The sequence below is a fragment of the Solibacillus sp. FSL K6-4121 genome, assembly GCF_038002585.1.
GTDB classification, from domain to species: domain Bacteria; phylum Bacillota; class Bacilli; order Bacillales_A; family Planococcaceae; genus Solibacillus; species Solibacillus faecavium.
In genome coordinates this window covers 393,466-418,951 of sequence record NZ_JBBOCS010000002.1, presented here as the reverse complement: position 1 = coordinate 418,951, position 25,486 = coordinate 393,466, and the positions used below count along the sequence as shown (strand labels likewise).

25 protein-coding genes are annotated in these 25,486 nt (G+C 39.2%); 6 read left to right on the top strand and 19 right to left on the bottom strand.

Annotated elements, in window-relative coordinates; translation table 11 throughout:
• Positions 1 to 233: 233 nt before the first annotated feature.
• The 7 genes from MHH95_RS11530 to MHH95_RS11500 all read right to left on the bottom strand — a co-directional run bounded on the left by MHH95_RS11530 (position 234) and on the right by MHH95_RS11500 (position 7,117).
• Positions 234 to 1,280: a TlpA family protein disulfide reductase gene (locus MHH95_RS11530; protein WP_340727673.1), complete on the bottom strand. Its 1,047-nt coding sequence runs from the start codon at positions 1,278 to 1,280 to the stop codon at positions 234 to 236.
• A gap of 37 nt (positions 1,281 to 1,317) precedes the next feature.
• Positions 1,318 to 3,009 carry an FAD-dependent oxidoreductase gene (locus MHH95_RS11525; RefSeq protein WP_340727672.1) on the bottom strand — a complete coding sequence of 564 codons (1,692 nt, stop codon included), beginning with the start codon at positions 3,007 to 3,009 and terminating at the stop codon, positions 1,318 to 1,320.
• A 251-nt stretch (positions 3,010 to 3,260) separates the two neighbouring features.
• Positions 3,261 to 3,992, bottom strand: a complete 732-nt coding sequence (locus tag MHH95_RS11520) for an ABC transporter permease (RefSeq protein WP_340727671.1) — start codon at positions 3,990 to 3,992, stop codon at positions 3,261 to 3,263.
• Positions 3,992 to 4,723, bottom strand: a complete 732-nt coding sequence (locus MHH95_RS11515; protein ID WP_445683008.1) for an ABC transporter ATP-binding protein — start codon at positions 4,721 to 4,723, stop codon at positions 3,992 to 3,994. The genes MHH95_RS11520 and MHH95_RS11515 overlap by 1 nt, the downstream gene beginning before the upstream one ends.
• A 2-nt stretch (positions 4,724 to 4,725) precedes the next feature.
• Complete coding sequence (locus MHH95_RS11510) at positions 4,726 to 5,154, bottom strand: helix-turn-helix transcriptional regulator (RefSeq protein WP_340727669.1); 429 nt, start codon at positions 5,152 to 5,154, stop codon at positions 4,726 to 4,728.
• A 149-nt stretch (positions 5,155 to 5,303) separates the two neighbouring features.
• Entirely contained in the window at positions 5,304 to 6,404 is a 1,101-nt protein-coding gene (locus MHH95_RS11505) for a sensor histidine kinase (RefSeq protein WP_340727668.1), read from the bottom strand.
• Entirely contained in the window at positions 6,401 to 7,117 is a 717-nt protein-coding gene (locus MHH95_RS11500; RefSeq protein WP_340727667.1) for a response regulator transcription factor, read from the bottom strand. The genes MHH95_RS11505 and MHH95_RS11500 overlap by 4 nt, the downstream gene beginning before the upstream one ends.
• A gap of 152 nt (positions 7,118 to 7,269) precedes the next feature.
• Between MHH95_RS11500 and MHH95_RS11495 the strand changes: the two genes are divergently transcribed.
• The 3 genes from MHH95_RS11495 to MHH95_RS11485 are packed head-to-tail and all read left to right on the top strand — an operon-like array spanning position 7,270 to position 9,657.
• Positions 7,270 to 8,175 carry an ATP-binding cassette domain-containing protein gene (locus tag MHH95_RS11495; RefSeq protein ID WP_340727666.1) on the top strand — a complete coding sequence of 302 codons (906 nt, stop codon included), beginning with the start codon at positions 7,270 to 7,272 and terminating at the stop codon, positions 8,173 to 8,175.
• A gap of 1 nt (position 8,176) precedes the next feature.
• Complete coding sequence (locus tag MHH95_RS11490) at positions 8,177 to 8,875, top strand: ABC transporter permease (protein WP_340727665.1); 699 nt, start codon at positions 8,177 to 8,179, stop codon at positions 8,873 to 8,875.
• Positions 8,876 to 8,916: 41 nt separating this feature from the next.
• Positions 8,917 to 9,657 carry a DUF4097 family beta strand repeat-containing protein gene (locus MHH95_RS11485; protein WP_340727664.1) on the top strand — a complete coding sequence of 247 codons (741 nt, stop codon included), beginning with the start codon at positions 8,917 to 8,919 and terminating at the stop codon, positions 9,655 to 9,657.
• 232 nt (positions 9,658 to 9,889) lie between these two features.
• Here the strand turns inward: MHH95_RS11485 and MHH95_RS11480 are convergent, their stop codons facing one another.
• From MHH95_RS11480 to MHH95_RS11430, 11 genes are all read right to left on the bottom strand, one after another.
• Complete coding sequence (locus MHH95_RS11480) at positions 9,890 to 11,428, bottom strand: acyl-CoA carboxylase subunit beta (RefSeq protein WP_340727663.1); 1,539 nt, start codon at positions 11,426 to 11,428, stop codon at positions 9,890 to 9,892.
• A gap of 16 nt (positions 11,429 to 11,444) precedes the next feature.
• On the bottom strand, positions 11,445 to 12,224 hold the full coding sequence (locus tag MHH95_RS11475) for an enoyl-CoA hydratase (RefSeq protein ID WP_340727662.1): 780 nt from the start codon (positions 12,222 to 12,224) through the stop codon (positions 11,445 to 11,447).
• Positions 12,209 to 13,129: a hydroxymethylglutaryl-CoA lyase gene (locus MHH95_RS11470; RefSeq protein WP_340727661.1), complete on the bottom strand. Its 921-nt coding sequence runs from the start codon at positions 13,127 to 13,129 to the stop codon at positions 12,209 to 12,211. Before MHH95_RS11470 ends, MHH95_RS11475 begins: the two co-directional genes overlap by 16 nt.
• 13 nt (positions 13,130 to 13,142) lie before the next feature.
• Positions 13,143 to 13,355 carry an acetyl-CoA carboxylase biotin carboxyl carrier protein subunit gene (locus MHH95_RS11465; RefSeq protein WP_191699255.1) on the bottom strand — a complete coding sequence of 71 codons (213 nt, stop codon included), beginning with the start codon at positions 13,353 to 13,355 and terminating at the stop codon, positions 13,143 to 13,145.
• A gap of 92 nt (positions 13,356 to 13,447) precedes the next feature.
• Complete coding sequence (locus MHH95_RS11460) at positions 13,448 to 14,809, bottom strand: acetyl-CoA carboxylase biotin carboxylase subunit (RefSeq protein WP_340727660.1); 1,362 nt, start codon at positions 14,807 to 14,809, stop codon at positions 13,448 to 13,450.
• A 12-nt stretch (positions 14,810 to 14,821) separates the two neighbouring features.
• Positions 14,822 to 16,465, bottom strand: a complete 1,644-nt coding sequence (locus MHH95_RS11455) for an AMP-binding protein (RefSeq protein ID WP_340727659.1) — start codon at positions 16,463 to 16,465, stop codon at positions 14,822 to 14,824.
• 27 nt (positions 16,466 to 16,492) lie between these two features.
• Positions 16,493 to 17,635 carry an acyl-CoA dehydrogenase family protein gene (locus MHH95_RS11450; protein WP_191699258.1) on the bottom strand — a complete coding sequence of 381 codons (1,143 nt, stop codon included), beginning with the start codon at positions 17,633 to 17,635 and terminating at the stop codon, positions 16,493 to 16,495.
• A 99-nt stretch (positions 17,636 to 17,734) separates the two neighbouring features.
• The gene (locus MHH95_RS11445) at positions 17,735 to 18,352 is read right to left on the bottom strand and encodes a TetR/AcrR family transcriptional regulator (protein ID WP_340727658.1); all 618 of its coding nucleotides are present in this window, start codon (positions 18,350 to 18,352) and stop codon (positions 17,735 to 17,737) included.
• Between the two features lie 164 nt (positions 18,353 to 18,516).
• Positions 18,517 to 19,167, bottom strand: a complete 651-nt coding sequence (locus MHH95_RS11440) for a CoA transferase subunit B (RefSeq protein WP_340727657.1) — start codon at positions 19,165 to 19,167, stop codon at positions 18,517 to 18,519.
• Positions 19,164 to 19,871 (bottom strand): CoA transferase subunit A, encoded by a 708-nt coding sequence (locus MHH95_RS11435; RefSeq protein WP_340727656.1) that lies wholly within the window; start codon positions 19,869 to 19,871, stop codon positions 19,164 to 19,166. Before MHH95_RS11435 ends, MHH95_RS11440 begins: the two co-directional genes overlap by 4 nt.
• Before the next feature lie 263 nt (positions 19,872 to 20,134).
• A complete protein-coding gene (locus MHH95_RS11430; RefSeq protein ID WP_191699262.1) occupies positions 20,135 to 21,307 on the bottom strand; it encodes an MDR family MFS transporter in 1,173 nt (390 codons plus the stop codon).
• Between the two features lie 155 nt (positions 21,308 to 21,462).
• On the opposite strand from MHH95_RS11430, the gene MHH95_RS11425 reads away from it, so the two are divergent.
• From MHH95_RS11425 to MHH95_RS11415, 3 genes are all read left to right on the top strand, one after another.
• Complete coding sequence (locus MHH95_RS11425; protein WP_191699263.1) at positions 21,463 to 22,710, top strand: MFS transporter; 1,248 nt, start codon at positions 21,463 to 21,465, stop codon at positions 22,708 to 22,710.
• Between the two features lie 4 nt (positions 22,711 to 22,714).
• The gene (locus tag MHH95_RS11420) at positions 22,715 to 23,998 is read left to right on the top strand and encodes an alkaline phosphatase family protein (protein ID WP_191699264.1); all 1,284 of its coding nucleotides are present in this window, start codon (positions 22,715 to 22,717) and stop codon (positions 23,996 to 23,998) included.
• Positions 23,999 to 24,075: 77 nt separating this feature from the next.
• Positions 24,076 to 24,831 carry a class I SAM-dependent methyltransferase gene (locus MHH95_RS11415; RefSeq protein WP_340727655.1) on the top strand — a complete coding sequence of 252 codons (756 nt, stop codon included), beginning with the start codon at positions 24,076 to 24,078 and terminating at the stop codon, positions 24,829 to 24,831.
• 220 nt (positions 24,832 to 25,051) lie between these two features.
• Here MHH95_RS11415 and MHH95_RS11410 read toward each other — a convergent pair whose 3' ends face one another.
• Positions 25,052 to 25,486 carry a hypothetical protein gene (locus tag MHH95_RS11410; protein WP_191703059.1) on the bottom strand — a complete coding sequence of 145 codons (435 nt, stop codon included), beginning with the start codon at positions 25,484 to 25,486 and terminating at the stop codon, positions 25,052 to 25,054.

Genomic DNA, 25,486 nt, shown 5'->3' with positions numbered 1-25,486 from the left:
TGACAAAGTAATCACAATATTTTGTGCTAATTGTGAAATTTTTATAATACCCATACAGGTATAAAAAATCCCATAAATAAAAGCCGCTAAATTTCGCGGCTTTTATTTATGGGATTTTTTGTTTGTTATATTAATATATTTATCTACCTTTATTTCGCGAGATCTTTCATGATAGCCAATTGAAATTTCTTTTCGAATGATAGATTGGTGTGAGCTTATACAATCGACATCAGTTATTCACTCAATAATGGTTGATACTTTCTGATTAATTGGCGTAATCGTTCTTCACTTACTGGTCCCACAATCCGTTCAAGCTCTTCACCCTGTGCATTGAGCACTACCGTTGTAGGAATGGATTTTACTTGGAAAGCTTTTCCTACTGCATCATCTTCATCCCTTAAGATTGGATATGTCACGTTGTAAGTTTCCATAAAATCTGCGAGTTCTTCTTCACCGTTGTCACGTGCTGTTAAATTGATACCGAGTAAAGCAACACCCTTAGGCAAGTTTTCAGCAAAACTTTGCAAATGGGGCATCTCTGCTTTACATGGCGGGCACCACGTTGCAAAGAAATTAACAACCGTTAAAGATTGTTCCTGTTCAGACAGACGATATTGTTCACCCGTCGTAGCTGGTAAATCAATTGCTGCACGGGTCGTTGCCCTTATGTTTTCTTCAACATCCATTAACATGATTGCAACTAAGCTTAAAAGTCCTGCACCTGCTATATATTGAGTATGCTTCGTTCTAAAATAAACTGTTAGTAATACGGCGACATGAAAAAGCGTAAAGCTAGAAATAAAGCCGTCTAACCACATGAGCAGGAAAAATTGAACGAGCAACACATGCTGACTTTTTATTCGTTCAATTAAAATAAGGGTAAAAATCCACATACCTGCAACAAACCACTGTTCCTGAAAACTGTAAAAAATAAGCTGATAAACGGCGACAAGTCTTACCCAATACATCCAGCCAACTTCCCAATCAAACAATTCCCGTTTTCTATACAATAGGAAAGCAACAACTGCCAGTGCTAACAGATGGCCTTTTAAACCACCATCAAAATAAATTAGTGATAATGGTGCCTGAAAGAAATCTGAGCTTGAAAAAAGAATATAACTGAACTTCCAAATGAAAATATAAGTATAAAGCAAATGTTCAATTAGTTTAGTTGTTGCTCCATCCGAATGGCGACTACGAAAATCGCTATAAAGGATGGCAATGATCAATGCGAGCCATGCGATCGGAATATTCACTTGTCCCAATGTTAAATATGTCATTTTTTATGTCCTTTCCAATCGCAGAGCTCCCAAAACGTTACTTAAAATTATAAGCCGTGACAATTGGTTCACGATTGTTCACTTGATCTTGATAGTATTCATATAAGGAAATACCTAAAAATGAACCCGAGATATTCGCTACATTTGTATAGCCACTATTATTGAGTGCCATCACCGCATTATAGCTACGCTGTGATGAACGGCAATGTACATAAACAGGAACATCTGTCGGAATTTCCTCCATACGCCCACGTAATTCGCTCAGTGGAATGTTTACAGCCCCTTTTAACGCCCCTTGCGCAAACTCATTTGCTTCACGCACATCGACAATAAAAGCACCTTCTTCTACTAAACGGCGTACATCGCTCACACGCACTTGCTTGAAACGACCAGCCATTAAATTTGTTGCTACTAATGCAGCTAAATTCACAACGTCTTTTGCTGTACTAAACATAGGCGAATACGAAAGCTCCAATTCTTTTAAGTCTTCAATTGTCCCGTTCATTGTAATCAATGTCGCAATAACATCAATTCGCTTATCTGCATTGCCTTTTCCGATTGCTTGCGCGCCGACAATGCGACCCGTAGGCAACTCATAAACTAACTTGAAATGAAGGGGGTTACTTGAAGGCATTAAACCGACTTTATCCGGTGCAATAATATACACGGCCTCCACTAATAAACCCATTTCCTTTGCAGTACGCTCATTTAATCCCGTAGACGCTGCTGCATAGTCAAAAACTTGAATGCTTGATGATCCGATGACACCTTTATTCAAGACCGGAATTCCGTACATATGATCTGCTACCGCACGAGCCTGACGTTGAGCAGGACCAGCGAGCGCTAAACGCGTTTGTTTGTTCATCAGACGGTGATACACCTCGATGGCATCGCCAACTGCATAAATATCCGGGTCGCTTGTTTGGTAATTTTGATTAACTTTAATTGCACCCGTTTCTCCAATTTCTAAGCCTGCTTCTGTCGCTAAAGTAGTTTCCGGGCGTACACCAATTGCTAAAACGACAATGTCAGCAGCGACTTCTTTACCTGAATTTAACTTAATCAAATTCGGCGTAATTTCTGCTAAGCCATCACCGACGATTAACTCGACACCTTGATCAACCATTTCTTTGTGTAAAATTTGCGCCATGTCGTCATCAAATGGTGTTAAAATTTGTGGTGCAAATTCGACAAGCGATACATTTCTGCCTGCTAAACGTAGATTTTCCGCTACTTCAACTCCGATAAAGCCTCCACCAATTACCGCAATGTTTTGGGCGTCATTTTCTACAATTGCATTATGTAAACGCTCAATATCCACAACATTTCTTACGGTAAATACATGAGGCAAGTCGTTACCCGGCAATTTCGGTACGATTGGACTCGCACCCGGAGATAACACTAATTGATCGTAGCTTTCTGTTGTTCGTTCGCCTGTAACGGTATTTTTTACTGTCACCGTCTTGTCCTCACGATTAATGGCAATAACCTCACTATTAATACGCGCATCAATGTTATGCTTAGCTTCAAATGAATCCGGTGTCATCATTAACAGCTTCTTGCTATCTGCAACAACTCCACTTAAATAAAACGGTAATGAACAATTCGAAAATGATACGTGTGGTCCTTTTTCAAACATCACAATTTCTGCTTGCTCGTCTAAACGACGAATTCTTGCTGCTGCAGAAGCACCGCCTGCAACCCCACCAATAATGACTACTTTTTTCATCTTGAACCCTCCCATAAATTACAAAAAAATATTTTTTTCTTCTTCTTTATATAATATACCCCTATAGGTATAATGTCAATTTTTTTAGTGACTAATATTACCTTACTTGTAGCTTTTTAATAGATGTTCCAATCACACACCTAAATAAAAAGACGACCGACAAGTTGATTGTCGATCGTCCAAATTTTTTTAAATTTAATTAGATGCTTAGCAGGAACATGTAAGTTTTTAATAATGATAGAATAGATAGATTAATCTTTAATTGTTTGTCGACGGAAAAAGAAAATGGCTAATCCGTAAATAATAACCGTATAGACAATGACAATGTAAAGATGAGGTAATGTGGCACTATAATCGTTTGCCAAAAGCGCCCTTACCAAGTCAACGATATGGACAAATGGAAGGATGTAGGCAATTTTTTCAAATGTACCACCAATTAGACTTAAATCAAACCAGGCGCCAGATAACAATGCTGTTAAGTTTGTTAATAGTGCTCCACATAACCCTACTGCTGCCTTTTCACTTAGTAAAATCCCGCATATTAAACCAATTCCTATGAAGATAAAAGATGCGAATAGAAGGCTGATTAATGCGAGCAAGATGTGTAGTGTAATGGTAAAGCCCATAAAATAGGCTGTAATGAAACAAATAATACTTTGTATAAAAGCGATTGCTGCAAGCGGAATGGAATATCCGAGAATAAAATCGGTTGCGGTCATCGGTGTTGTAAGTAACCGTGCTAAATAGGCACTTGTGCGATCCTTTGATAACGTTTGTGCTGCAAATAGTGCAATAAAAGATAAACTAAATACGGCTATACCAGGTGTGAGTACTTCGATGCTAAATAAATTTTCTGGTACATTCCGGTTAATCGTATTCAGAAGTAGTAATAAAATAATGGGAAACACAATACCGAAAAAGAGAGAAATCGGGTCACGTAAAACTTCTTTTGTAACACGACCAGCAAATATATAGGACCGCATTATGATTCACCTCCAGTGACAAAATGGACAAACGCACGTTCAAAGTTAGGTTGCTTCGATTGATCTATGAGTTCATCTACTGTACCAACTGCCTTCATATAACCGTCTTTTAAGATGCATATCCGATCGCAAAGTTCTTCGGCTTCTTCTAAATAGTGTGTGGTTAATATTATCGTTGTAGAGCTTTTTAGTTTCTTTATCATCGTCCAGAGCTCATGTCTACTAATAATATCCAGTCCAAGTGTGGGTTCGTCTAAAAATAATATACGTGGTTCTAAAATTAAGGCCATTGCGATGCTCAGTTTACGTTGCCATCCACCAGATAAGGTCTTTCCTCGTTGTTTTTCGAAAGGTTCGAGTGAAAATTGTGCAATCATCTCATCTACTTTAGCTGTAGCTTGTAATTTTGAAAAACCGTGAATACGCGCCATTAAGAGCAAATTTTCACGTACCGTTAAGTTTGGAGCAATTGCAGTTTCTTGAGGTGAGACAGCGATTATTGAATGGATAGCTGAATCTTCTTTAGAAAGAGAATGGCCAAGTATAAGCGCGTTTCCAGAAGAGGGTTTTAGAAGACCTGTAAGAATTTTGATTAAAGTTGTTTTACCTGCACCATTGACACCAAGTAAACCAAATAACTGTCCTTCTGGTATGGAGAGTGTCAACGGGTGTAAGGCTACTTTCGTTTTATATTGTTTGGATAATTGCTGAATCTCAATTGCATTAGTCAATTTCATTCCTCCTGATCAAATGGATCATTTACCATATTCATAAACTGTTGGAGCATCTCCTTAGGGACAATAGCTAGCCCTCGTTCTTCATCACCTAAAATGACGAGGGAATCACCAGATTTAATCTGAAATATTTCACGTGCCTTTTTAGGAATGACAATTTGTCCACGTTCGCTTACTTTTGTTATACCGAAAAAATGCTTTCCCTTTGGAGGAAGCGCTATTGACGTTGTGTCATCTTTATAATTGACTAAATTATCTAATGTGACATTGTAAAATTTAGCGAGGGCCATACTGAAATTTAAATCAGGTACAGAGTCTCCTTTTTCCCATTTAGCAATGACTTGGCGAGAAACATTTAATTCAAGAGCTACCTGTTCCTGTGTCAATTTATGCTGTAAACGTAACATTTTCAAATTCATATTAATCATATTAACTACACCTCTATGTATTATTATAGGCACATTATATCAATAATCTACCTATGTTACATGACATGGATGTTATAATTCGTGGCAAAATTAAAGAGCCGTGCCCGAGGAAAGCATCGGCCCCTGAATGAAAAATCAACGGTTTATATTCATTTTTTATTTTTACAAGTCACAGGTAAAGATACTGTAAATCTTGTCCCCTCACCTTGTTCGCTTTCTACTTCAATCGTTCCTCTATGTGCTTCAATCAAGCTTTTTGTAATCGCCATACCAAGCCCCGTTCCATCCGAATGTTTTTCAGTCGTCGTTCCGCGGTAATAACGCTTAAATAAAACCTGCAGTGTTTCTTTATCCATGCCAACCCCATTATCACGAATACAAATAATTAAATAATCTTCTCGCTGTTCAAGTGACGTTTCAATGTGAACAGCTGATGAATTATGTAAAACTGCATTCATATAAATGTTTTGTAATGCCCGTTTAAATAATTCTGGATCCAATTCGATTGCATACGTTTCTTGCATGGTTTCTAACGAAAACGTATGCTCCTTTGCACGGGAATCATTACTAATATCAGCTATCATTTGCTGGATTAACGGGACAATATTTTGTGTTGTTTTATACATTGGAATGGTTGTAGAATGCTCAATTTGCATCGCTAAATTTAAGTCACTTATAAGCTGCTCCATATGCTTGCCCTTTGTATCAATTTCTTCAATAAATTCACGTTGCTCAGACGGAGACCAAGTATATTCCCGCTTTAATAGTAAAGTCGTATAACCTTTTATATATGTGAGGGGCGTTTTTAAATCATGCGAAATTCCTGCAATCCAATCGCGTTTGGCCTGGTCGACTTTCCCTCGTTCAACCTTCGCTTCCATCAATTGCAAACGCATTGTCTCTAGCTGCGTCAAAACTTCTTCATACAAACGAAATCGGAATTTTCGTTTCCCTTTTCGGTTAAAGATCTTTTCATAGTTTGCAAATGGCTCAAAGTTTTCAGCTGCTAATTGCGCAATCCATTTTAAAATAATAAGGATTGGGCTCCCTATATACCATGCTAGCCATGTCATCATCAGTACTGTATCGAGACCGAATAATAGCACAATAAATAGCTCTTGCTCAGATTCAGCTATTCCTAGCTTTGGCAGCACTATTTCTAAAGCAAACGGAATCGTAATGGTTAAAATAAGTACATACACCGCAATTGCGATGAATAAATGCAGTAAAATACGTTGCTGAATTTTCATGAATTATCACCTGCTGGCGGAATAAATTTATAGCCAATGCCACGTAAATTAACAAGAACTTTCGGATTTTTCGTGTCATCCCCTAATTTTTTTCTTAGTTTGGCAATATGAATGGTTACCGTCTTTTCCTCACCATACACATCTTCGCCCCATACACGCTCATAAATTTGGTCTGTCGTAAATACATAATTCGGATGCTCACAAAAAAAACGCAGTAATTCTTGCTCTTTCGCCGTTGCGTGCACAGGCTTCCCTTTAACCATTAATAAGGCTTGCTCTGGATGAAAGACAAATGTCGCATATTCAAATGCTGTGCTTGTTTGATTTTTTTGTCCATATTCGCGCTGTCTTCTTAAAATTGCACGAATCCTCGCTACGACCTCAAGTGGATTAAATGGTTTCTTAATATAATCATCCCCACCCATGCTTAGTCCAGTTAATTTGTCGAAGTCACTTGTACGTGCACTTATAAACAAAATCGGTGCTGTAGACTGTTGGCGAATCGCGCTACATAACGAAAACCCGTCACCGTCCGGAAGCATCACATCTAGCAGGATAATATCAAAAGTCGTGTTTGCTATATGAGCGAGTGCCTCTGCTTTTGTCGTAGCTGTCGTAATCTGTGTAAAATGTTCTTTTTTTAAGGTTATTTCAAGTAGCTTTAAGATCCCTACTTCATCGTCTACAATTAATATTTTTGCTTGATCATTCATAAATCCCCCTCATTTCTACATCCATTTTAACAATATTTTTTCTTAAGGACTTAATTTACCTATAAATGTTACTGCGCTTTTGCTCTCTGTTTACTTTATTTTTACTTTCAATCTTTACACTATGGATAGCAAGTGAAACAGGAGGAACAGTGATGACAGCAATTATTCAAACGAATAACTTAACAAAACATTTTGCACAAGACATTGTTATACAAAATGTCACAATGACGATTCAAAAAGGGGAAATATACGGGTTTTTAGGGCCCAATGGTTCTGGCAAAACGACGGTCATGAAGATGCTACTCAACCTATTAAAGCCTACTTCAGGAGAAATTTTCATACAAGGCCAGTCAGTTCAAGCTACTTCTTATAATTATTTAAAAAATATCGGTAATTTAATTGAATATCCCATTTTATATGAGGAGCAAAGTGCACTAAAAAATTTAGAGCTGCACTGTATGTACATGGGTGAACAGCATATTTCCAACATTCCAGAAGTACTAGTACTCGTTGGTTTAAAGGATGTTGGTGCTAAAAAAGTGAAGTCCTATTCGCTCGGGATGAGACAACGCTTAGCGATTGCCAAAGCGATTGTGACGAAGCCAGATATTTTAATATTGGATGAACCAATCAATGGATTAGATCCAATCGGTATTAAAGAAATGCGTGAATTATTGCTGCAATTAAAACAACAAGGAATGACGATTTTAATTTCAAGTCATATCGTCGCTGAAATTGAATCGATTGCAGATACGATTGGCATTTTAAAAGATGGTCAGCTAATCGAAGAGGTCTCGATGAAAGCATTAACAAAGAAAAATGCTACATCGCTTGAAATAATCGTAAATGATGGGAATGAAGCGAAACAGCTATTAGAAGAAGTATTCTCACTATCGATTCATACTCAAGATGACACACTCTATATCGAGCATTTTTCTGGCAAGCCGTCTACCATCGTAAAGTTTTTAGTGGAGCACAAAATTGAAGTAGAAAAGGTAGAAAGCCATCACCAGACGTTAGAACAATACTTTGTCGATCGTATCGAAGGAGGTTTTTAAAATGTTTAAGCTAATGAAGCTCGAATGGATGAAACATCAGCTATCTCGTTATATCATTCCTTTGCTTATTTGCTGCATCGGGATTTACGGTTTTGTCATTTTAATGGCCTTCGATAGTAAACATAGTGGTGAATCCCTTCTGTTTCCTGACTTTATGGCCATTGCCTATATTTCATCTAATATCATCTTTATTGTTTTTGGTGGCGTCTTACTCTCTCGCCTCATCATTTCAGAGTTTAAAACAAAGACGATGCAAGCGATGTTTACGTATCCAATCGCACGTAAAAAAATAATACGCGCAAAATTAAGTATTGTCTTTTTCTATACAGCAGCTAGTTTATTTATTTGTATTTGGTTTACTCAAGGATTGACATTCTTTTTACAGTCTTGGCTAGGGCTTTTTGAAGAGAGCGTTAATGCGAGTGAGTTACTAGCTTCGATGCCAAAAACAATCACGAATGCCTTATGTATGGGGGCAATTGCGTTGATTCCACTATTATTCGGTATGCGTAAAAAATCGACTGCAACAACGATTACTTCCGCAACCCTAATTGCATTTTTAATCAACTCTACATTTAACTCTAGTAGCGAATCGCTTAACTTAATGGACCTAATTGGGATCCCGTTCATTTTAGGGGGGATTGGTATGCTGATTGCATACTTTGCATTCCGAAAAATTGATTTACAGGATATTGATTAATTAATTTCAGAAGTTAATCTAAAAAAAGGAGCGGGAACTTTATGCGTAAAACAATTTTATATTCTGTCTTTTTCATCCTCATCATCGGGGCGATAGGCGGATTTTATATGTATCAAGTATTAACAGTTGAGACAAAAGTAATCGACGAGGAGACATTTGAAAACATTGAGCATCTATCTGTTAACACTTCGACAATTAATGTAGAAATTAAAGCATCGAAAGACTCTGCTGTGCATGTTGAATTAATTGGCAATAAAAAACAAAAAACTACACCGAAATTAGTTACATTAACAAGCGAAGATCAACTAAATATAGAAGTTCAGGAAGGTCAAAAATCAAATTGGATTAATGCTAGCTTTACACCTAGCGCCAATAAATTAGTTATTACGGTGCCTGAACAATTCATTCAAACGATTGAAAGTAAAAGTGATACTGGCAATTTAATGATAGAAGATGTAAAGGCTGGAGAATTTCTCATTCAAATAGATGTAGGAAACATTCACTTTAAGGATACAGTTGGCGCCTATATAATTGCTACCGCGACAGGCAATATTAAAATGGAATTGGATGAAATTCTACATCCACTAACTATCAGTTCAGATAGTGGTGACATTCAGCTTCAAACAAAGAAAAAACCAAATGATGCCGTGATAACTGGAAAAACTGATTCTGGAAAAATAGCGATTTATAACGAACAGTTAAGTAGTGCCATTTGGGGTGAAGGTCAAACTCACATTGAATTGTATACGAAAACAGGCGATATTTCAGTAAATATAAAGTAATTTATTTTGTCTTTATTTTTAGAAATTCAAACCAAATTAGTCAATATCGGAAATGAAGCTTTTTAAAAGTAGCGATGATTATAGTCGCTGCTTTCTTCATTATTTCGTTAATAACTAAAAATAAGCGTGTTTGTATTCCCAATTTGTTGCTCTTGATGTTTATTTTTTAAAATACAAAAGGCTAACATTGCTATTAACAGCGAAGCTAGCCCTTTTTAGTTCCGTTATAGGATTATACTGGACTGACACCATGCTTGCGTTCTGTGAATGTCAGTTCTTTTGATTTGTATGCATCGAGACGAATCTCTAGTGTGTTGCGCAGTTCGTTCGGTTCAATCACTTCATCAATGATTAGCTCCGATGCCAGACGATACACATCGATTTCCTCCTGATACTCTTCCCGCTTCTGATCGATAAATGCGGCCTGCTCTTCTTTTGGCAAGGCAGCGATTTTATTTGCATATACCGCATTAATAGCTGCTTCCGGCCCCATTACAGCAATTTGTGCACCTGTTAATGCAATGCAAACATCTGGTTCAAATGCTGGGCCTGCCATTGCATAAAGTCCAGCACCATATGCCTTGCGGACAATAACCGTAATTTTCGGTACTGTCGCCTCACTCATCGCATAAATCATTTTCGCGCCATGGCGTATAATCCCCATCTTCTCTACATTTGTTCCTATCATAAATCCAGGAACGTCTGCTAGGAAAATTAACGGAATGTGGAACGCATCACATAGACTGATGAATTTTGCTGCCTTATCTGCTGAATCATGGAATAACACGCCACCTTTAACCCGCGGTTGATTGGCGATAATGCCGACAGATTGGCCATTTATACGCGCAAAACCTGTAATGATTTCAGCAGCAAATAGCTTTTTCACCTCACAGAATGAGCCTTCGTCAATAATACGGTCAATTAAATCGTACATATTGAACGGTGCATTTTGGTTAGCTGGGATAATTTCCTCAATCGACTTTTCAAACGTTTTTGGCAGTTTTGGCTCTTCCACATTCGGCTTGTTTTTAAAGTTATCTGGGAAGTAGCTGATGTATTGTCTTGCGTAGGCAATTGCCTCTTCCTCTGTTTTCGCCAGTACATCACCACAGCCTGAAACTGAACAGTGCATTTTTGCCCCACCCATCGTTTCAAGGTCGACCTTTTCCCCGATTACCATCTCCGCCATACGCGGTGAGCCTAAGTACATGGAAGCATTCCCTTCCACCATAACTACAACATCACAGAAAGCAGGAATATACGCGCCACCTGCTGCTGAAGGTCCGAATAATAGACAAATTTGCGGGATACGGCCAGATAATTTTACCTGATTATAAAAGATGCGACCTGCTCCTCGGCGTCCGGGGAACATCTCCAGTTGATCCGTAATACGGGCACCAGATGAATCAACTAAATAAAGTAGTGGAACGTTAAGCTTTTCAGCCGTCTCCTGGATACGGATAATTTTCTCAACCGTTAGCTTTCCCCAAGAGCCTGCTTTTACTGTTGAGTCATTTGCCATTACACATACAGTTCGTCCATGAATTTTCCCGATACCTGTGACAACGCCGTCTGCAGGGAGGTCACCTGCAAGTACATTAGCAAACGTTCCATCCTCTGCCTGTAACCCTTCATCAAAGAGGAGCTCCAAACGCTCTCGAACGAATAATTTCCCCTGTTCCTGATTTTTTTCATGATACTTTTCATGACCGCCCTTTAACACAGTATTCTTCATTTCTTGGTGTTTGTTTTCAACTGTCAATTTTGTCATTTCTTCCATCCTCCTTTTATTTGCCACTGTAAACTGGTGGCCGTTTTTCTTGGAAAGCCTTCAATCCTTCTAGCCGGTCTTCCGTTTGCAGTAATCGGCTATATGCCAATGATTCGATTTGGAGTCCGGTAGAAATATCTGTCTGCATTCCTTGATTAATCGCCGTTTTTGCCTGTATGAGTGAAAGTGGTGCATTTTTAGCAATTTCGTACGCAAGCTCCTTTGCCTGTTCAAGCAATCTTTCTGGCTGTACAATATGCTCGATCATCCCGTACTGATACGCTTCCTCCGCTGATAGACGGCGGGCAGTGTAAATTAGCTCTTTTGCCTTTCCTATACCAATTAGACGAGGAAGACGCTGTGTCCCACCTGCTCCTGGAATGATGCCAAGTGCTGTTTCAGTTAAGCCCATTTTTGCCGTATTGCTAGCTATACGAATATCACATGCAAGTGCAAGCTCCAGACCTCCTCCAAATGCTACACCATTAATAGCAGCGATAACTGGTTGAGCGAGCGCTTCAAAATGATTCATCGTTTTTCCAATTAGTGCAATGGTTTTTCGAGTTTCTCCCTCATTCATCCCTTTACGTTCCTTTAGGTCGGCTCCAGCACAGAAGGCTTTTTCTCCGTCCCCAGTAACAATAACGACACGGATAGAACGATCATCGTGAATTGCTTCTAGTGCCTCGTTAATTTCATGTAACATTTGAACAGATAGCGCATTAGCGGCCTCTGCCCTCATAAACGTGACCACTGCTACGCCGTCCTGCACCTCTACTTTTACGAAATTTGGCATGATTTTCCCTCCTCTCGTGCAATAGCAACTAGCTTTGAAGATAGTGTTTTGCCGATTAATCCTTCGACATAAAGGGCTGTTTGCTGGATTTTTTCCATGCTGACACCTGTTTCGATGCCCATCTCATGCAAGAAATACAATAAATCCTCGGTTGCTACATTGCCCGATGCACCATGAGCATACGGACATCCGCCAAGCCCACCAATTGCACTATCAAATTTCGTAATCCCATGTGCCAGACTTGTCATGACATTCGCGATGGCTGTGCCACGTGTGTCATGAAAATGCATCGCTAGCTTTTCAGCTTTGAAGTGACGCAGCATTTCATGAAGTAACGCATCTACCTGTGTCGGTACACCCACGCCTGTCGTATCTCCAAGCGATAGTTCTGAAATGCCCATATCAAACAATTTTTCTGCCACATTTACGACCTGTTCCGGCTTTGTATATCCGTCATAGGGGCATGCAATGACCGTAGAGATATACCCTCGTACGGTCTTGCCTGCTGCTAGTGCACCATCCACAACTTCCTTTAATATAGGAAACGTCTCATCAATGGATTTGTTTATATTCGATTTGTTGTGGCCCTCACTTGCTGACATAAAAATACTTACTTCATCGACACCGACGTCAAGTGCTCGTGCTAGCCCTTTACTGTTCGGCACAAGTGCAGCATACGTAATAGCGCTATTTCGCTTAATTTCTTTTAGAACCTCTACAGCGTCTGCCAGCTGTGGAATCCATTTCGGATGTACGAAACTTGTGACTTCGATGTAATTGAGCCCGGACTCGCTTAAACGATTAATGAGCTGGATTTTCTCTTCCGTCGGTATAAAAGTCGTTTCATTTTGTAACCCGTCGCGTGGCCCTACTTCTTTTATTTGCACTTGTTTCGGCAGTTGCATAGACTACACTCCCTTATCCGATTTCAACTAAATCGTTTGCTTCATCGATAAAATCGCCTTCAGCTACAATGATTCGTTTCACTGTCCCTGCTTCTTCAGTTACAATAGGAATCTCCATTTTCATAGATTCCAAAATAGCAACATCTTGACCTGCTGTTACTTGTTCGCCTTCTTTCACCAAAATCTTCCATACTGTTCCTGCCATACTCGCTTTTACTATTGTCATATATTATTCCTCCATTTAATATAAAGTGTAGAGAAGTGGCACGCAGTAGATACGATCTCGCCAAAGTTCAATCTTTTGCGCCTCTTCTCCACTTATTTACCGACTGCTTTTGTTTTTGGTAAATAGTATTCCTCTACAAACTTAGTTGTAGTGCTACCTGCTAAAAATTGCTCCTGTGTGACAGTTTCAAGCAGCATCGGTATATTCGTTTGAATACCTTCCACTACATAACTGCGCAATGCATCGGCTAACCTTACACATGCTTCCTCTCTTGTTGATCCAAACACAACAAGCTTTCCAATCATCGGATCATAAAAAGGAGTTACCTCGCTTCCTGTTTCCACAGCTACCTCATGTCGAATCCCTTCTCCTTCAGGTAATACTAGTTTCGTAATTTTCCCTGGTGACGGGAAGAAGGTTATTGGATGTTCCGCATAAATACGCACCTCAATCGCGTGCCCTTTTTGCTGAATATCCTCTCTTGTAAAGGCAAGCTTTTCGCCATTTGCTATCTTCAACTGCTGCTCAACAAGATCCAGTCCTGTAATCTCTTCTGTTACCGGATGTTCCACCTGTAAGCGGGTATTCATCTCTAGGAAGTAGAAGTTTTGATCACAGTCCACTAAAAACTCAATCGTGCCAGCATTTGTGTAGCCAATATGTTTTGCTGCATTCACTGCGGCATCTAACATTTTCTTACGTGTCTCTTCTGATATGAACGGAGAAGGAGCTTCCTCTACCACTTTCTGATTGCGACGCTGTATAGAACATTCACGCTCATAGACTGGAATAACGTTGCCAAATGCATCAGCTAGCACCTGCACTTCAATATGATGGGGTTCTGCAATGAATTTTTCGATAAACATCGTCCCGTCACCAAAGAAGCTTTGCGCACGTTTTTGATTTCCTTCGAATGCCTTACGCAGCTCCTGTTCATTGTTGACCAGCTGCATACCGATTCCACCGCCACCTGCAGATGCTTTTAACATGACCGGATACCCAATGTGCTCTGCAATTTTTGCAGCTTCATCTGTATCAGCGATTGGTTCATTAACCCCCTGCACAATTGGCACTCCAGCTTGCTGCATCGTTTTTCGTGCCTCTATTTTGCTGCCCATTGATTGAATGACCTCAAATTTTGGTCCGATAAACGTTAATCCTGCTTCCTCTACACGTTTGGCAAATGTTGCATTTTCAGATAATAAGCCATAGCCTGGATGAATGGCATCAGCACCTGTTTGCTTTGCCACATCTAAAATGGAATCTATATTTAAATAGCTTTGTGTTACTGGTGGTTTACCAATACAGAAGCTTTCTGTTGCCTCTTTTACATGCAGACTGTTCGCATCAGCCTCCGAATAAATTGCCACCGTTTCGATGCCTAATCGGTTACACGTTCTGATAATGCGGCGCGCGATTTCGCCTCGATTGGCAATGAGTACCTTTTTGAACATATTTCAACCTCCCTAATGCATTGTTTTCACTAAACTTGCAAACTGTTCACGAATTTTGAACTTCTGTATTTTTCCTGACGCGGTCATTGGGTAACTGTCGACAAAAAAGATATAGCGCGGTATTTTATGCCTCGATATTTTCCCTTTGCAGAAATCCCTTATTTCTTCTTCCACCGCTGTCTGCCCTTCTTTCAGGATAATCCATGCCGCTACTTCCTCGCCGTACTTCTCATCCGGAACGCCGGTCACTTGTACATCTAGCACTTTTGGATGTTGATAAAGGAATTCTTCTATTTCACGAGGATACACGTTCTCTCCACCTCTAATAATCATATCCTTCAATCGTCCTGTAACGCGGACATAGCCATTTTCATCCATCGTTCCTAGATCGCCCGTGTGCAGCCAGTTATCGGTGTCGATCGCTTCTTTTGTCGCATCCGGATTATTGTAATAACCTTTCATGACGACATAGCCCCGAGCACAAATTTCTCCTTGCTCCCCTCGAGGAACCTCTTCATTTGTACCTGGCTTCATAATTTTCACTTCCACATTTGGTAAAGCGCGCCCAACTGTCTCTACTTTCAGATTCAGTGGGTCATCTACTCGTGTTTGTGTTAACACTGGTGAAGACTCGGTCTGACCGTAGCAAATCGTCACATCTTCCATACCAAGTTTATTGATCACGTCCCTCATTACTTCGATAGGACAATTGGAGCCTGCCATCACGCCCGTTCGCAATGACGAGACATCAAAACTCGAAATATTCGGTAAATTTAACTCACTGATAAACATCGTTGGTACGCCATGGAGCGCCGTGCATTGCTCCTTTTCAACTGTACGAAGTACTTCCTCAGGATGGAACTCCTGCACCGGTACCATCGTTCCTCCCACTGAAACGATCGCTAGTGTACCTATTACACAGCCGAAGCAATGGAAAAATGGTACGGGGATACATAGTCGATCTTCATGTGTCAGCTTCATGCATTCTGCAATGTTGATCGCGTTGTTAATTAGATTGGAATGCCGTAGCATCACACCTTTTGGAAAGCCCGTCGTTCCCGATGTATATTGAATATTGATGACATCATCATAATTTAAGGATTGTTTGCGTTGCTCTAGTTGTTCATCTGATATTCGGCTGCCATTCGCCAAAAATTCCTCGTAGGTGAACGCCCCTGGATATTTTTTATCACTAATTACGACAACGCTTTTTAAAAGTGGAAGTCGGGTACTTTGTAATTTACCTGGCTCACATTCTTTCAACTCTGGACATAAGTCATATAAAGTATCAATGAATGCATGATCCCGGTAATTGTCGATTAAAATAATCGCCCTTGAATCAGATTGCTTAAGTAAATATTCCAACTCGCTTGTCCGGTAACTCGTATTCACAGTGACTAGCGGTGCGCCCATCTTCCCTGATCCAAACTGAAGACCCGGCCAATGCGGAACATTTGTTGTCCATACAGAGAAATGATGGCCTTTTTCAAGTTCAATTGCCATTAACGCTTTTGCTACTAAATCACTGTGCTTGTTAAACTGTTCATATGTCATGCGGTAATCTCGGTCTGAATAGACTAATGCCTCCCGATGAGGGTATTGTGCAGCCTTTTCTTCTAATAGCTCGCCAATCGTTTGATAAACAAGTTCTGCCATACGCATTCCTCCCTTTTGTCAAAAAATCTAACAACCTAACACTCGTGAAATGACCACACGCTGGATTTCAGACGTACCTTCTCCTATTTCCATTAATTTAATATCACGTAAATGACGTTCTACATCGTACTCTGCCATATAACCGTAACCACCATGGATTTGAATCGCCTGATTACATGTACGGAAGCCCATTTCCGACGCAAATAGTTTTGCGAATGCGGCTTCTTTTTTAAATGGCTTTCCTTCATCTTTCAGCCACGCTGCCTTCATTACCATATTGCGTGCCAATTCAATTTCCATCGCCATATCCGCTAATTTAAACTGAATTGCCTGTAATTTAGAGATCGATTTTCCAAATTGTACACGTTCCTTGGAATATTGAAGCGCTTTCTCAAATGCGGACTGCGCAATGCCGACCGATAGTGCAGCGATGGAAATACGACCTCCATCCAGCGTATTTAAAAATTGACCAAATCCCTTTTTTTCGTCTCCTAACACGTTTTCTTTTGGTACTCGAACGTTTTCCAAAACAATTTCACATGTATTCGATGCACGCACACCCATTTTTTGATATTCAGAACGGATCGTTACGCCTGGTGTGTCAGTTGGAACGATGATTGCCGTTATAATATTCTTCCCACGCTCATCTTTTCCCGTAACAGCCGTCACTACAATTTGACGGGCATAACTGGCATTCGTAATCCAACATTTCTCGCCGTTAATGACCCACTCATTTCCTTCGAGATAAGCATTTGTCCGAGTACCCCCTGCATCAGATCCCGCATTTGGCTCCGTCAGTCCAAACGAACCGAACGTTTTTCCTTGCGCCATTGGAACGAGGTATTCTAGCTTCTGCTCCTCTGTACCAAAGTTATAAAAAGGGGTTGCGCCTAAGCTGACAGCGGCTGCATAGCTTAAGCCTGTTCCTCCACATGCACGACCAATTTCTTCTACGGCTAATGCAAAGGAAATAGTGTCTCCACCTGAACCGCCATATTCCTCTGGAAATGGAATCCCGAATAAGCCAAGTTCCCCCATTTTATCGAAGCTTTCTTTTCTAAACTGATGCTTCTCATCCAGCTCACGTGCATGTGGAGCAATTTCAGCTTGCGCAAACTCACGTACCATATCACGAATCATTTCTTGTTCTTTAGATAATTCAAAATTCATTTTTAAAGCCCCCTTAGTTTTTGGATTAAAGACCGACTAGTCGGTTTGTGTTATTTTTTAAAAAAACCAGACTTTTTGATTGCCTGACTGTCACTAGATTTACATAATGTACTTTTTCGCTTTCGCTTCCTCAAGACCTTGCTCTGTCAGAACACCTCGGAGAATCAAATCATTGAAATGCTGCGTAATCTGCTCCATCGTTAAGCTACCGTTCTGCCGGTACCATTTATATGTCCAGTTCACCAATCCTATGATTGCCATTGTCGTAATTGTAGTAGAAATCTCGGGTCGAAATTGCCCACCCTCTTTTCCCTCCTCTATCACCTGCTCAATCAACTTTTGGTATTCCTTCCGCTTTTCTTTGATGATATTTTTATATTCTAGAGGTAAATAAGCGCTTTCATTATAGAACACCGTAATATGACGTTGATAAACATCAAATACATTGGTAAATGCAAATAACAGAGCAGTCACTTTATCGATTGGCGTATCATTTTCTTCATAGGCTTTTTTTGTTTCTTTTAATACGTGGGAGATGAACAAATCATGTATCTCATATAACAAGGCATCCTTCGATTTAAATTTATGATAAAATCCGCCTTTGGATGTCCCAGCTGTTTCCACAATTTCATCCACTGACACACCGTGGTAGCCCTTGTTCCTAAAAAGATCAAGTGCTGTTTCAATAATCCGTTCTTTCAGCGATTTGACAACCAACTCCTCGCCTCCCATCTATCATCCGTTATAATTAAGATGATTTCCTGCGAAAATACTCATATTTTCTGTTAATCGTCTTATTTTTGTATGATTATAGCATTCTTCGATTTCATCGTCTATTATTTATTTGCAAAATTTTATCGAAAATACAATTTTTACCTACTTCAAGCATATTTTATTAGATTTTCAGAAACCAAGAAGTCAGCTTCCGTTTTCTCTCTTATTTCCTCTACAGAAACGCCGGATGCTAATTCTATCAGAACCATTCCTTTTTCGGTAAAATCAAATACAGCCAATTCCGTAATGAGACGATGAACAACTTTTTTCCCAGTCAGTGGCAACGTACATTCCTTCTTAATCTTTGATTCTCCGTATTTCGATACATGCTCCATGATAACGATAACTCGCTTCGCTCCTTGCACAAGATCCATAGCGCCACCCATACCCTTGACCATTTTGCCTGGAATCATCCAGTTCGCCAAATCACCTTTCTCAGACACTTCCATGCCTCCAAGGATAGCGACGTCGATATGTCCACCACGAATCATGGCGAAACTTTCAGCGCTATCGAAGAAGGATGCGCCTGGTACCGCTGTTACAGTCTCTTTTCCTGCATTGATTAAATCAGGATCTACCTCGCTTTCATCAGGATATGGCCCAATACCTAATAGTCCGTTTTCTGATTGCAATAGCACCTGATAATCACTCGGAATTTCATTTGCAACTAAAGTCGGCATACCAATACCGAGGTTGACGTTCATGCCGTTTCCGATTTCCTTTACCGCTCGTTTAACAATCCGCTCTTTTACAGTCATCCAATAGCCTCCTCTGCTTTTAATGTGCGTTTTTCAATTTTCTTTTCGTAGACTTCACCTAGAATTACATGTTGAACGAACACTGCTGGTGTATGGATTTCATCAGGATTCAGTTCCCCAACTTCGACGATTTCCTCAACTTCTGCAATTGTAATTTTCCCTGCAGTAGCAATAATTGGATTAAAATTGCGGGCCGTTTTACGATAGACAAGATTCCCTAGTTTATCAGCCTTCCATGCTTTTACAAAGGCATAATCCCCTACAATTGCACGTTCCTCAATATACTCTTTACCGTCAAATTCCTTAACCGGCTTCCCCTCTGCAATGAGTGTCCCCACACCAGTAGCTGTGTAAAATGCCGGGATTCCAGCACCGCCTGCCCGGATACGCTCTGCCAAAGTCCCTTGAGGAGTCAGTTCGACTTCTAGCTCTCCGCTTAAAAATTGTTGCTCAAAAGTCTTATTTTCCCCTACATAAGATGCAATCATTTTTTTGATTTGCTTGTTCGCCAGTAATAATCCAAGCCCCCAATCGTCAACACCGCAATTATTGCTGACAACCGTCAAATCTTTAACGCCTTTTTGACGAATAGCCTCGATTGCTAGTTCAGGAATACCACAAAGTCCGAATCCACCGACTAATATGGTTGCACCATCTTGCACTTCTCCGACAATTTCATGTATGTTTTTCTCTACTTTAAGCACGATATTCCTCCTTTAAGTAAAATTAACATCATTATAAACAGGTTATTTTAGAATAGCAAATTAAAATTCTGAATTTTCTAATACGAAGAATGCTAGTTTAAAAGCTAGCCCTGTTTTATTGACAGCACGCTCATAACATTTTACTTTTTTCTCCTAAGTCAGTAAAAAACCCCGTCAATCAACATTGATTAACGAGGTTGGATACTATTAATTACGCAGCATGTAAAATTAACATCTTAAAGCTTAAATTAAAGAAGTTAAATTTAAGTCAGCCTCTGTGCACGGTTATATATAAAAATACTACATAACATGATTAAGGAAATAATTGCAAACATATAATTGATTGAAGCTGTTAATAACCAGCCTCCCAGTATTGGGCCGATAAAGCCGCCAATATTTTTAAACTGGGAAGCACCAAGATATGTTCCCTTTTGATCTTCCGGTGCAATTTCTTCTATCACTGCATTCATCATAGGAAAACAGAAAATTTCACCGACCGAAAACACAATCATACTCGCGATGAACATCCACGAACTATCGGAAACACCAAACAAAAATAACCCGACTGCAAAGATGACTACGCCTATTTTTAGCGAAGAATAAATCGAAATTCTCTCACTTACTACGGTTAAAGGCAGCTGAAATGCTAATACCGTTATGGAGTTCGCGACGATCACATAAGAAAACAGCTTCACCCCATCTTCCACATTCATGTTAATAAATTGCGGTAGTGTCGAGTTAAACTGGGAATAGCCAACTGTAATTAAAATGCCTCCTGCGATAAACAGCAATAGCTTTTGATCATGAAAAACCGCGCTCAAAATCGTTCTAATTTGATGCTTTGAACTAAGTCTTTTTTGCTTCATTTCATAGCGATTTAAAACAATGATTAAAAATAAACCATATAACGCATACATAAAGCCTGTAATCATAAACGGTGTTGCCGGACTTGCCAAGCTAGCGACCCATACTCCAAGCAGTGGACCCATAACAGCCGCAATATTAATTGCCGTATAGCGTACGGAAAAGAGGCGCCTTTTTTTAGCATCCTCCGTAAAATCAATCATTAATGCTTGTGTACCTGGTTCAAAAAATGAGCGACATAATCCATTAACTGCATTCAACAAAACGAAATAAACAGCAGAAGGAGCCAATGCAAAACCAACGAATGTGAGGCTCCATATAAAGACGGTAATAATAATAACTGCTTTTCGTCCAAAACGATCGGTTAAATACCCGCCGATTAAGCCGCCAAACGTTGAAAATAACGGGGCTATTCCAATTGTCACACCGATTAACAAAGGAGAGGCCTGAAGTTCATTATGTAAGTATAAAGCCAAAAACGGGATAGCCATAAAACTGGCTGTTCGAACAAAAATTGTTCCGCTTAATATGATCCATACAAGTGGATGGAAATATTGAAAAATTCTTTGCATACATTGTCTCCTCTAGTTTTTCATTGGATGTAATTTCCATTATACATAACTTCCGTAAATAATATTTCACTAATGTGAATTTTCAATATTTTATCTCTTCATTTCCAGTAAAATGGTATAATTGCAGAAAATAATAGGTTAGGAGGGAAATTCAAGTGAAACTTACGAAAGAAGAGAAATCGTGGATATTGTATGATTGTGGGAATTCAGCTTATTCAATAGCCATTACAACTGCCCTGTTTCCAATTGTCTTTGGTATGTTTAATGGGGTAAATAATATGGACTTGGGGTACTTTAATTCACTTGCCAGTATATTTGTTGCTGTACTTAGCCCCATTTTAGGAGCATTTGCAGATTACAAAGATAAGAAAAAACGTTTCTTCACCTTTTTTGCATTAGTCGGTATTATTTCTACTCTTTCCTTTACATTTATTTCACCTGAAAGTGGACAATGGCAGCTATTAATTGTCATGTACATTTTATCCTGCATTGGTTTTGCCGGAGCAAATATTTTCTATGATTCTTTCTTAGTTGATGTTACGACAGATGAAAAGATGGATAAAGTATCCTCATCCGGTTTTGCATTCGGCTACATTTCAAGCGTCATCCCTTTTGGAATTAGTTTAGCCGTTATTTTCGTAATGGGAATGGATGAAGCGATTGGCTATCAAATCGGTTTTTGTATTACAGCATTATGGTGGGGATTACTGACAATCCCGATGATTCGTGATGTGAAGCAGCGTCATTATATCGAACCAGAACCAAATCCGGTTGGTAACAGCTTTAAACGATTAGGTCAGACGTTTTTAAACATTAAAGATTATAAAATCGTATTCTTATTTTTAATCGCCTATTTCTGCTATATCGATGGAGTCGATACGATTATTAAAATGGTAGTACCTTATGCAACGAGCGTTTTAGGACCAGATAGTTTAAATACATTTATGCTATTAGGAATTTTACTCGTCATTCAAATTGTTGCTTTTCCATTTGCCCTTCTCTATGGTTCTCTTGCTAAAAAATATTCCACACGCTCGATGATTATTGCCGGTATTACGACATATATGGTTGTATGTATTGCGGCATTTTTCATATCTGAAATGTGGCATATCTTTGTGCTTGGGATTATGATTGGCTCTGCGCAAGGCGGAATTCAGGCCCTTAGCCGATCGTACTATGGAAAAATTATACCGAAAGAACGATCGAACGAATTTTTCGGCTTTTATAATATTTTCGGCAAGTTCGCTGCGATTATCGGTCCCTTTTTAATGGCATTGACAACTACATTAACAGGTGAAGCAAGATATAGTATTTTATCAATTATTCCATTATTCATTATCGGTCTCATCGTATTCCTCATGCTTCCAAAAGATGTAGGTCAACAAACAAGAACAGTAAGGTGATTATATGACACAAAAAAGTAAATATGTCATCGTCGTTTCGTACGACGCTTTTTCCATCGATAACTGGGAAAGCGCAAAGTCGAAATCGAATTTGGCAAAGTTAATTGAAAATGGTGCTTCCACAAATTTAGTAAAAAGTGTGTATCCGACCCTCACCTATGTTATTCACAGTTCGTATGTGACGGGTATGTATCCAGATAAACACGGTGTATTTCATAATAATCCGTTCCAGCCTTTCGTGCCTGAAAGCGAACAAAACTGGCATTGGTTCAGGAAGGATATTCAAGCGCCAACTGTGTATGAGGCCGCTCATAAAAAGGGTCTTACAACAGCAGGATTATTATGGCCAGTAACAGGAAAAGCACAAATCAATTACAATATTCCTGAAATTAAAGCAGTCAAAAATGAAAACCAGGCATTAAAGATTTTGAAAAGCGGAAGTAAATTATTCACGCTCCAGATGGAATTAAAATACGGCAAAATCAGACAAGGAATTAACCAACCTAATTTGGATGACTTCACAACAGTTTGTGCAGTCGATACAATTAAAAAGAAAAAGCCCAATTTACTGCTTATGCATTTAATCGATTTGGATGATTCAAAGCACTTGCACGGTACACAAGGGGCACATATTGAACAAGTCATCGATCGTATGGATCGGCGTATCGGTGATTTAGTTCAGGCGACAAAAGATGCCGGCATTTATGATGAAACGACTTTTATAATTGTTGGGGATCATAGCCAGCTTGATGTTCAATATAAAGTGTATTTAAATCGGTTATTTTATGAAGAGGGTCTAATTTATGAGCAGCATGGAGCATGGCATTGGCGTGCCTATGTGCAAGGTGCTGGTGGCGCTGCCTATTTGCATGTGCAACCAGGAGATTCCGATGCGGAAAGAATTGCTCTTTCCATTTTACAAGATGCAAAGCAACATGAATCCTATGGCATAGAAGCCATTTTAAGTACACAAGAGCTGAACGAACTCCATGTAAATAATCAATTCCGTTTTATGATTGAAGCAAAGGAAGGCTACTCTTTTGGAGATGACCACTTACAGGAAGCGATTATTGATTTACATGCACAAGGTAAAAAATACGCAACACATGGTTATTTACCATCTAAAGCGAATTATACGAGTAATTTAATTATTTCAGGTAATCAGGTCATTGCCGGCACTGATATTGGTGAAGTAAGTGTTGTCGACATTGGTCCTACAATTGCACATATATTAAATCTTGATTTACCTAATACAGATGGCCGGGCGTTAACCGAAATATTTAAGTGATGACTTCTTTAAGCCGTTTGTCATTTTACTGATAGACGGCTTTTCAACTTAACCAAAATTGCGAGGTAACTAACTATATGTTAATAAATGAATTCAGTGATAATCTCTCTAAATACAAACTACCGGAAGAATATGACGAGACTTATAAAAATTACACAGCAGATTTAGATTTTATCAAGGCTCATTTAGGAGAAAACAAGAGCGCCATTATTGAACTTGCTTGTGGTACAGGACGCTTGGCCATCCCATTAGCAAAAAAAGGTCATATGGTTTATGGTGTTGATATTGATCAAGGTATGCTGGATTTCGCACGGAAAAAGGCCCTTAGCGAAGATGTTGATATTCATTTGAGTGTACAAGACTGCACACAATTGAACTTACCGATTACATCCAATTTTATTTATATGACCGGTAATTCATTTCAACATTTCTTAACGAATGAAAGCCAGGATGCTCTTTTTATATCAGTCAAAAAGCATTTAAACCCAGGTGGCGAATTTCTATTTGATACGCGAAATCCGATTCTCCATGAACTTGCGAAAGACGAAATTTATGAGGAATCTATAGAGAAAAATGGTGAAACATTCCACGTCGTCAACAAGGAAGATTATGATCCATTAACACAAATATTGCATTGTACTTCCACCTATACGTCTACACAAAATGAATATATAGATAGTATTAATTTAAGATATACATATCCGTTAGAAATGAAACGGCTTTTAGAACAGCATGGGTTTGAACTCGTTCACATATATGGTTCATGGACAAAAGCTGCCTTTGATGCAAATAGTATTTCTATGGTGATTCATGCTAAGTTAAAGGAAGTTTAATACGGGTGCCTTAAGATTTCCCCCCTTCTATATTAGAAGGGGCTTTTTAATTGGTGCTATTAAAAATTCGAATTATATTTTTCTCAAATAAAATTTAATAAGTAGGACTCACAAAGACTATTGCATCTGACTTTAATCTCCCCGGGAATTATTTAAGCGATGATTCTACAATTAATAGCATCCTCTACGTGTTTAGGAATCTCTATACGTCTGCTGTTCTCTAAATATCAGAGCGCAAATTAATTTTTACAGCCATCTCAATAATAGGTGGAGTAAACGTTTCGGGAATCATTGGAGAAGTCAAACTTCCAGTATGATTTGTTAAACCGAATGACGCATCATCTATGTCAATCCAATCTAATTCTCTAACATTAGGGATTTCGCCAATAAAATGATAATCTGCTACATAATAATAGGTACCGTCATCATTTTTGCAAGCTCTCCATACTTCAGCTTCTTTCCTAGGATCTAAGCCGAATTGTTCAAAAAACTGTTGGATTGCTGGAGTGGTATGAACAATTGCTTTTGCATAGTAAGCACAATCTGAACAACCACAATGTTCTTTTTCAGAAACTAAAGGAAGTTCCTTATATAAATCTTTTGTCTTCTGAACATCCACATTCACAATTTGTCCATTTAGAATAAATTGTTCCAT